Consider the following 8659-nt stretch of genomic DNA (forward strand, 5'->3'; position numbering starts at 1 on the left):
AAAACAGCAGCACTGAATAAATTGAAGATAGCTAACGACTTAATTTAGTTATCTTTTTCCAGTTTCAGTTTTTCTGCCATTAATATGAGTAATTGGCCATTTAGTTCAATGAGTTGATTTTGAAGTGCCTTTTTCTGTTCAGCAACTTGTTCAGAACCATCATCAACTAGCTCATCTAATTGGAGTTCTAAGGCTTCTATTTCCTTTTTCTTTTGTTCAATAAGCTCATCAATAGGTGTTTTTGGCTCAGTGCTTTCACCTTCGCTCACAGCTTCTGCGTCTTTGTCGTTAAGTTGCTTAATTATATTTCCACCTAACTTATCTTTATCATTTTCAATTGATTCTTGAGCACTTAACGAACTTACCTGTTTTTCATCAGCCGACGTTTCTTGTCTGAGCTTATCTTGCCCCTCTGCTGATATATTAACTTGGGAACTTGCGGTTACTGATTTTTGTGCCAGTAATTGCTGGGGTGACTTGTTCGATGATGCGAGCCCTTTAGTGTATAAATCGATATTAGGCGCTGTATTTGAAATCCGCATATTTTCCATAATATTTACCATGTTAAAAAATAAAATAAGTGTCGATAGATGCTTGTTATGTTTCGTGCATCTATTTTTACATAAGTGTACCTTTATTATCGGCAAACTTTATTTATTCTTTAGCTGCTATTTATTTTATAGGCTAAATACAAGGAGCGATTAATTAATACCGCAACAAAAGGCTACTGGTTTTTTATTAGGGTCTGTTGACCTTTCAAGGTTGAATTTGCAGCAGTCTGTTTGGTTTTTAGGCAAGGTAGAGCCTATGGTGTGTGGTTATTCCCCATAAATAGACGATAACGCAGCATTAATGCCATACAGACGCTGCTCCTAGGAAGAACAAATTTTAATCCACAAAGGTCAATAAGGCCTAGTTAAGGTAAATATGACTTATTTGAAAAATAAGTCATATTTAGTGCGCCATTTTCTGTAAATATTTACTAGCGAACATTAAGTATGGTTTCGTTAAGATAATAGGGCAGCTGCAAGTCTTACAAAATCTGATGATGTTAAGATGCCGACTAATTTATTTTGCTCATCAATTACCGGCATGCAGCCGTGTCTATTTTCAACAAAAAAAGTGACAACATCACGCAGTGGTTGCGTAGGTGTTACGCTTACAAAGTCGGTAACCATGATGTCTTCTACTTTTGTTTGTTTTTCTTTGCGTTTAAGCGCATTTTCGCCGTAGGTTGTTAAAATACCCATTACTTTGGCTATCATGATTTTTTGGGTCAGCATACCAACTAGTTCACCATTTTCATTAATTACAGGAATATGGCGAATATTTTTTTCTTTCATCAAGTTATGTGCATCATGCAAGGTGTGATCTGCACTTACTGCCAATGGATCTGACGTCATTAGATCTGAAACTATTTGGTTCATTTTTATACCTTTTAGTCATTATTTAGTCAGTATTATTTTAGTTCCATTTACTTTCATTGCACTTTATCTAGATCAAGTTTTAGTCTTATTTGAGTAATTAACCTGAACGCTGGATAATAAATCTATCTCAAGCCGCTATTTTCAGCGCTAACTGCGTTGAATTTATTTGCAATAGGCCCGCTGCTATTGACGCGTAAATTTGCCTAGTTATCACAGAAAATCTCTGGCTAGAGAAAATAAATTTAAATATCAGCATAATTCAATACGTTAGTAAATCTCTTAACCAGAGTTCAGGTTAATTAGTGATAATTATCATTTTTGCCAAATTTAAATTTTAAATACCAACAATCCACAATTGAAAACCGCTGTATCACTACAGCGACTTTTTTCTCGTTAAAAAGAGTTAAATTTGTTGATCTACTAAGCTTCTTATTTCGCTTAGTGTGGTTTCTTTCACTATTTTGCCGTTTTCAAAAACGACCTCTAATAAACCTTGCGCTTCTTCTTGCTCGCTCACGTCATCAAACAAAGTGAGTTCGCCGTTTACTCTGTCGATTTTTAAAAGCCCTTTAGCTGACTTTTTCTTTGAATCAGTTTTTGGATCTTTAAAAATAGCCAAACGTTCACCAGCTTTAACTACGCTCGTTGCTTTTACAGCAGAGCCATGCGTATCACGTGTTACATATTGGTAGCTGTAAGAGCCAATACCAAGCACTACTTTTGATGCAAACCCTTTATCCATGAGGCGTTGTAAAATTTGGCGTTGGCGGGTTAGTGTTATAGCGTCGCCGTAAATAGCGCCAATATGATCATCAAGCAGTTTATAACCTTTTGATGTTGTTGTGCCGCCAAATATATCCCATAGGCATTCTATAAGTCCTTTAACTTCACATTCCATCAGTTCAATAGTGTTGTTATCTTCAAATCCAAAGTATTGACCGTTAAAGCGATATGCCTCAAAGCCATTTTGAATAGTCTCTTTTTCAGCTTCTTTTTGTGTTTCAAATAACTCACTGTAATCAGAGATAGGTGAAACCTTGTAACCCGTTAATACTTTAACAGGGTCGCCTGAGTCGGGACGTATAACTAAGGTGCCATCGCGCGCCATAATTTCGCTTTTTAACTGAGGTAGATAATCAGTTACTAACGTCCAAAAATCCCATGTGTCAGATACAACACTTAAAATCCCTTTTGGTGATTGCTCTTTCATTAAGTACTTAAAAAACTCTATTTCACCTTCCATAATCCATGAGCAGGTAACCGAGTGTTCAGTTGCATCAACAGAGCAGCCAACTAGCTCGTTATCTACATTTGCTCCGTAATATTTTTCTGCAAATAAAACAGCGGGAATGGTATCTGTACCTACCAGTCCTGATGCTAAATGGCCAAAGCCACTCATTGCCGCAGCGTGTTTGCCAAACATACCTCTAAAGCTAAAGTCATGGCCTTGAAACGGCACAAATTCCATAGGCATTCCTGTTTTTTGTGCAAATTCTTTGAATACTTTTAAATATGCGACAGAAGTTGTCGTACTGGTTTGTATTGGCCAGTTTTCGCAGCTCAATACTGTTTCAATCATATTTGTTAACCATTGAAAGCCAGCTTTTGTATTTACTATCGTCATAGGAGGTACTAAATAAGGGACTAGCGTTCCCTCCGGTAATGCTTTAATTTTTAGTGGCAAGTAACCTAAATCGTGTAAGTCTTCTAAATACTTTACATCAACTGTATAGCCAAGCATTGAGCTCATAATACGCTTGTGATTAGCAACTGCGGTTGCTTTATCAGCTTTAAAAAACTCACTCCATTCTTCTAAAAGATAACTTTTAATAAAGTATTGAAGGCCAACAAACGCAACTTTATCGTTATTTTCTATGTTGCTAAGTTTTCCGCTTCTTGATGTGAAGTTTGCATATACCTCACTTACGTCAGGGTGATAAGCGCGGCTATGGAATTCTTTATAAACATCTTTTTGCATACTTGCAGCTGTAATAGTCATGGTGTTTTCCTTACATCTCAATTATTTGTAAACTAATGGTGTTACTATTTTTAAACTCATTAGCCGGTTTAAATGAATCTGTTGTATAAATACGCTCTATCAGGCCCTCAAAAACATCAAGCCCCTTTGAAAAAATACCGTGAGTAATAAAAAGAGAAACTTCAACAGCGCCATTACTTTTTAGTACCTTGGCCAGTTCGATAAAGGTTCTGCCGCCGTCACAAATATCATCGGCAATAAGCACGCTTTTACCTTTAACATCGCCAATAATTTCGGTTTTGATTATTTCGCCTGTTTTTAAGTTTCTCACTTTTTGAGCTTGAATAACCTCAGGTACGCCATTGAACTTTTCTGAAATTTTAATGGTTTTTTTACTTGCTCCCGCATCTGGAGAGATGAGTGTTAATTCGCCTTGCAAGAGTCTTTGGCTTAGCTCTTCAGAGCGCTCAAGTAATGAAATTTGTTCAACATTGATTACTTTATTAATTAAAGCTGGGGATACATCGCTATGGGCATCCCAAATAGTAACCTTTGAAAAATTTAAGCTATTAATAAAGTTAGCCATAACAGCAGCGCCTAAAGCTTCTCCTTCAACGCACACACGGTCTTGGCGTGCATAAGGAAAGTAGGGGATAACAAGTTCGATAGGCGTGCTGTCATTTGTTAATCTTTTTAACGCATCGACAGCAATCATTAATCTAACCATTTTTGAAGAATTGGTTAGTCGTTCAAAAATCTCTATTTTTATAGAGTCTGAAAAATTAGCGGCGTTAAATCTAACATGCTCTTCACCACCAGAAAAAGTGAAATTATCATAATCAACTAACGATTTACTTCCTGTTGAGTCATAGCTAAATACTTTCATTTTTTGTCCTTTTAATGTTTGTGTCCTAGCGACACAAACAAATTATCAAATGTACCTATAGTAATCAAGCTATTTTTTAAACTAAATCACTGAACATATAGTATGTCTGTAATTGTACTGTAGGTTGAAATTGAGATATGTTTGATTTATTGTGTCATTAAGACATTAACTTTGCATGGGCATGCAATGACTAATCATTACGATATTACTGAATACAAAAACCCATTATTTACAGTTGATAGTGTGCTGTTTACTGTTAAAAACGGTGCTCTAAAAGTGCTCATGGTTAAGCGTGCGAGCGAGCCTTTTGCTGGTCGATGGGGACTTCCTGGTGGGTTTGTTGATATAGACATTGACGATAGCGTGAGTATGACGGCGCTTAGAAAGCTTAAAGAAAAAACCAGTGTGGCGCCTCAATATTTAGAGCAGTTGCAAACATACTCAGGCATTAATCGTGATCCTAGAGGATTTAGTGTCACTTTAGTTTATTTTGCTTTAATTGCAGAGGCGCAAGTATCAACCCACATAGAAACAGTTGATGATGCAAAGTGGATTGATGTTGAAAAAGTTAGTGATTTACCAGTGGCTTTTGATCATAAACATATTATTGAGCAAGCTAAAGATCGTTTAAAGCAAAAAGCATTGTATTCAATGGCGCCTGTTTATTGTTTGCCAGAGCATTTTACCGTAGGGCAATTGAAGTCAGTAATTGAAACTATTATAGGTAAACCTGTTCAGCGTAAAAGTATAATTAGACGTATTGAGGCTGCTGATATGTTTGAAACACTAGATGAAAAAGTTAAATCTGGCGGGCGCTTAGCGCAGTTATATAAAGTAAAAGCCGGCGTTGATATTGTAAATTTTGAACGTAATTTAAGTGTCTAACTTTAAATGGAATTAAATTTTGAGTAGTAAAAACGTCCTGTCGTATTATCGCGATTGCTATAAAGAAGATAGCGCGGATTTAAATTTATGGAATCTAAATAAATTAAAAAAAGAAGATCGCCTTGTTCTTGAAGGCAGAGATGATTTAGGTTCTGGGTTTTTACCACGTCTTCCAATCCCTGCAGAATTTGCTGAGCAAATGATGAAGCGTGTAGAGGTCTATCAGCGAGAACGGGTATTACTCTATGTACGCTTTATATTAGTTGGTAATCTTGAGGTTAGGGGGGAGTTAAAACACGTTGTTTCGCCTATTTTATTTAATGAGGCGATTATTGAAAAAGATCAGGATGACTATTATTTTTCTCTTAATGATGCTCAAGCGGATATAAATGAGTCATTAACTCAACTATTAATACCACAGGTTAACAAGCTTACAAGTATTGATGAAACGGCTGATATTCAGTCAGCTTATTTTTGGACTTCATTATTAAAAGAAAGCCCGATAGCGCTAAACTTATTTGAGCTTTTAAACTATCCTGAGCTTGCTGCTTCTGACGAAATCAAAAAAGCCTTAAAAAGTAAAATCCCAACACTTTTACCTGCTTCTATGCTGGTTTTTGTTGAGCGCTCAAATAGTAGCCGAGGTGTGCTGCATGAGCTAGAAGAAATCATTGAATCAGATAAACTATCACCGCCTATTAACGGTTTAATTGGCACTGTGAAGCCTTCAATTAAAAATAAAAACCTAAAGTACGATTATTTGCCTGGGCTATTATCAGCTGCGCAAAAGAAAGTTATCTCAATTGCCGCAAATATTAATTTAGGCTGTGTTTCTGGGCCGCCAGGTACGGGGAAAAGCTACACCATTGCAGCGATTGCAGCCGAACATATGGCTCGAGGAGAGTCGGTGCTTATTGTAGCAAACAATAATCCTGCACTGGATGTAATAGCCGATAAGCTTGATGAAAACTTTGGGCTAAGCGACGTATCTATACGCGCCGGACAAAAAGAATTCTTAAAAAAGTTAAAAGATTATATTGCTGATTTATTAGCTGGATATTTAGCTGACGAACACGACAACTCTGTGTTTATTGAGTCTGAACTAAACAAGCTAAATACCTCATTAAATGAATTAGAGTTACGTTTTAGCCAATTTTGTCAACGAGCAATAATCAGAGGGAAAAGGCTCAAAAATCTCGAAGAAAAAGAGATTAAATGGCTTACAAATTTATATATTCGGTTTGCGCGACGCGGTATTCAAAAATTAGCAAAGCAATGGTCTTCGTTAGAGCAAATAAATACGCAGCAAATTAAAAGAGAAAAGCTGGCGAGTAGTTATTTAAGCGCGTTAAAAAATAAAAACCTTAAAGCGCTAATTGATACTCAGCGTAAATCGTTAAACGCATTTAACCAAGCTATTCGTAGTCGCACATCTAAAAGACAGTTTGAGCTTTTTGATAATATAGAATACGAGGCTTTATTATCGGCTTTTCCGGTGTGGCTCGTAAGTTTAAATACCTTGTATAGAGTACTACCGTTAAAAGCCGAAATGTTCGACTTAGTTATTATTGACGAAGCGACACAATGTAATATCAGTAGTTGTTTACCTGCACTTTATCGCGCAAAAAGAGCGATTATTGTCGGTGATACTAAGCAGTTAAGGCATTGCTCTTTTTTGGCAAAAAACAAAGAAGCCCAGCTTATGTCTAAGAATAATGTGAGCTTTAGCGACAAAGGCGTTATGAGCTATCGTGATAACTCTATTTTAGATCTAACCTTAAATGCATTAAACGATAATAAACAACTGGCATTCTTAGATGAACACTTTAGAAGCAAGCCTGAATTAATTAATTTTAGTAACGAGCATTTTTATCAATCAAAGTTAAAAATAATGCAGCACAGACCCTGTACAAGTACGGGTAACTTACTGGTACAACGCGTTAATGGAACTCGAGATAGTTCAGGTATTAATCATTTTGAGGCGTGCAGTATTATAAACACGATTAAGCAACAAATTGCTGATGATAAAAGCGCAGGGATCAGCCATAGTATTGGGGTTGTTTCGCCTTTTAGAAGCCAAGCTGATTATATTACCAAAGAGATAGAAACTCACTTTAATGAAGCTGAGATAATAAAGCATAAACTGAGATCTGCCACTCCATTTGGTTTTCAAGGCGAGGAGCGAGACATTATGCTTATCTCTTTTGCGCTAGATAATAACGCTAAAAGAGCTGCGGCTTATATTAATAAAGCAGATGTATTTAATATGTGTATTACACGAGCGAGGCAAAAACAATGTGTATTTTTATCAATAGATGAAACGCAATTGCCAGAGCATTATTTACTAAGACGCTATATAAGTTCAATAACGCAGTTTGAAGCAACTCACAATGTAACCTCCGATATTGATAAGTTTCAGCGAAGTGTTATCTGCGAATTAACTAGTTTAAAAATAGAAACGTGGGCTGGTTACACGATAGCCGGAACGGATGTTGATATTCTCTGCCGTTATAATGGTCGATATCTTGCGATTAATTTAATTGGTTTTCCAGGGCCATGGGCTGATTTTTTTGAGCTCGATACCTATAAATTATTTAGCCGCGCTAACATTGAGATACTGCCGATTAGTTACGGATTATGGGTTGTAGATAAAAGTACATGTGTACAACACATTATTAGTAAGCTTAAAGTAATACAGTAAGTTATAAAAAGGAATTTAAATGTTGTTATCATTACTAAAGCCTGAGTATGGCTACTATGCATTATTTTTGATGAGTATTATAACTTTTTCTACTTTACTTTTTTGGGCGTATTCCATACGAAAAGAACGCGAAAAGGTCAAAGAGTATGATATTAAAATTGAAGCAAAAAATCACAATATGTCGGTACGTGAGTTGCTTAATAAAAGGTTGAATGAAGACGTTAAACCTATCGGTAATTTAAAAAAGTTCGTGAATAATATTTATGAAAAGTTATACCTGACTTTTATGATTTTGTTTTTTTGCATGCCTGTCATTATGGCAGTCTATAGTTCTTCTATATTGATATTTGCAGATAGTTATTTTATTCATTTTATTACCTATGCAACTATTTGGTTTGTGTATGGGTATTTTTTAATACCTTTTATTGAAGACGCTGGAGAGGGGGGGATGATATTTATGCTTCATTATCTTGCTTTCATAATTGTTTTTATTTTTAGTATATTAATCGTCATTATTAGATGGTCAATAGAAGTGATTTGGTAATGATTAAAGCACATTGATCGGGTTGATATTTATCGCTTTTATTTTTACAACTATTAATGTTTCTATAGCTAAATAGCTATTTAACCTGAACTCTGGATAATAAATCTATCGCGAGCAGCTATTTTCAGCGCTAACTGCGTTGAATTTACTTGCAATAGGCCAGCTATTGACGCGTAAATTCGCCTTGCTTTCACTGAAAATCTCTGGCTAGAGAAAATAAATTTAAATATCAAAATAA

General features: G+C 35.8%; 7 protein-coding genes. 3 read left to right on the forward strand and 4 right to left on the reverse strand.

Translation table 11 applies throughout. The annotated features are described in order from the left end of the window. Positions 1-44 precede the first annotated feature (44 nt). The 4 genes from H5119_RS16140 to prs form a co-directional block, all read right to left on the reverse strand. Positions 45-551 carry a hypothetical protein gene (locus H5119_RS16140; protein WP_182702956.1) on the reverse strand — a complete coding sequence of 169 codons (507 nt, stop codon included), beginning with the start codon at positions 549-551 and terminating at the stop codon, positions 45-47. Between the two features lie 456 nt (positions 552-1007). Then, a complete protein-coding gene (locus H5119_RS16145) occupies positions 1008-1427 on the reverse strand; it encodes an HPP family protein (protein WP_077535868.1) in 420 nt (139 codons plus the stop codon). A 403-nt stretch (positions 1428-1830) separates the two neighbouring features. Further along, positions 1831-3426: a nicotinate phosphoribosyltransferase gene (locus tag H5119_RS16150; protein ID WP_182702957.1), complete on the reverse strand. Its 1596-nt coding sequence runs from the start codon at positions 3424-3426 to the stop codon at positions 1831-1833. Between the two features lie 10 nt (positions 3427-3436). Continuing rightward, on the reverse strand, positions 3437-4291 hold the full coding sequence (gene prs, locus H5119_RS16155) for a ribose-phosphate diphosphokinase (protein ID WP_138586506.1): 855 nt from the start codon (positions 4289-4291) through the stop codon (positions 3437-3439). Positions 4292-4477: 186 nt separating this feature from the next. Here prs and H5119_RS16160 point away from each other — a divergent pair, with 186 nt between their 5' ends. From H5119_RS16160 to H5119_RS16170, 3 genes are read left to right on the forward strand one after another with little or no spacing between them, the layout of a single operon-like run. Beyond that, entirely contained in the window at positions 4478-5176 is a 699-nt protein-coding gene (locus H5119_RS16160; protein WP_077535865.1) for an NUDIX domain-containing protein, read from the forward strand. Positions 5177-5195: 19 nt separating this feature from the next. Next, positions 5196-7877 carry a DEAD/DEAH box helicase gene (locus tag H5119_RS16165; RefSeq protein ID WP_220492891.1) on the forward strand — a complete coding sequence of 894 codons (2682 nt, stop codon included), beginning with the start codon at positions 5196-5198 and terminating at the stop codon, positions 7875-7877. A gap of 19 nt (positions 7878-7896) precedes the next feature. Continuing rightward, entirely contained in the window at positions 7897-8421 is a 525-nt protein-coding gene (locus tag H5119_RS16170) for a hypothetical protein (protein WP_077535863.1), read from the forward strand. Positions 8422-8659 lie beyond the last annotated feature (238 nt).

The sequence above is a fragment of the Pseudoalteromonas sp. SG45-5 genome (genome assembly GCF_014164085.1).
GTDB lineage: Bacteria > Pseudomonadota > Gammaproteobacteria > Enterobacterales > Alteromonadaceae > Pseudoalteromonas > Pseudoalteromonas aliena.

Bases quoted from the DNA above. Each gene is read 5' to 3' on its own strand.
- H5119_RS16150 (WP_182702957.1), bottom strand. From the start codon at position 3,426: ATGACTATTACAGCTGCAAGTATGCAAAAAGATGTTTATAAAGAATTC.
- H5119_RS16145 (WP_077535868.1), bottom strand. From the start codon at position 1,427: ATGAACCAAATAGTTTCAGATCTAATGACGTCAGATCCATTGGCAGTA.
- H5119_RS16140 (WP_182702956.1), bottom strand. From the start codon at position 551: ATGGAAAATATGCGGATTTCAAATACAGCGCCTAATATCGATTTATAC.
- H5119_RS16170 (WP_077535863.1), top strand. From the start codon at position 7,897: ATGTTGTTATCATTACTAAAGCCTGAGTATGGCTACTATGCATTATTT.
- prs (WP_138586506.1), bottom strand. From the start codon at position 4,291: ATGAAAGTATTTAGCTATGACTCAACAGGAAGTAAATCGTTAGTTGAT.
- H5119_RS16160 (WP_077535865.1), top strand. From the start codon at position 4,478: ATGACTAATCATTACGATATTACTGAATACAAAAACCCATTATTTACA.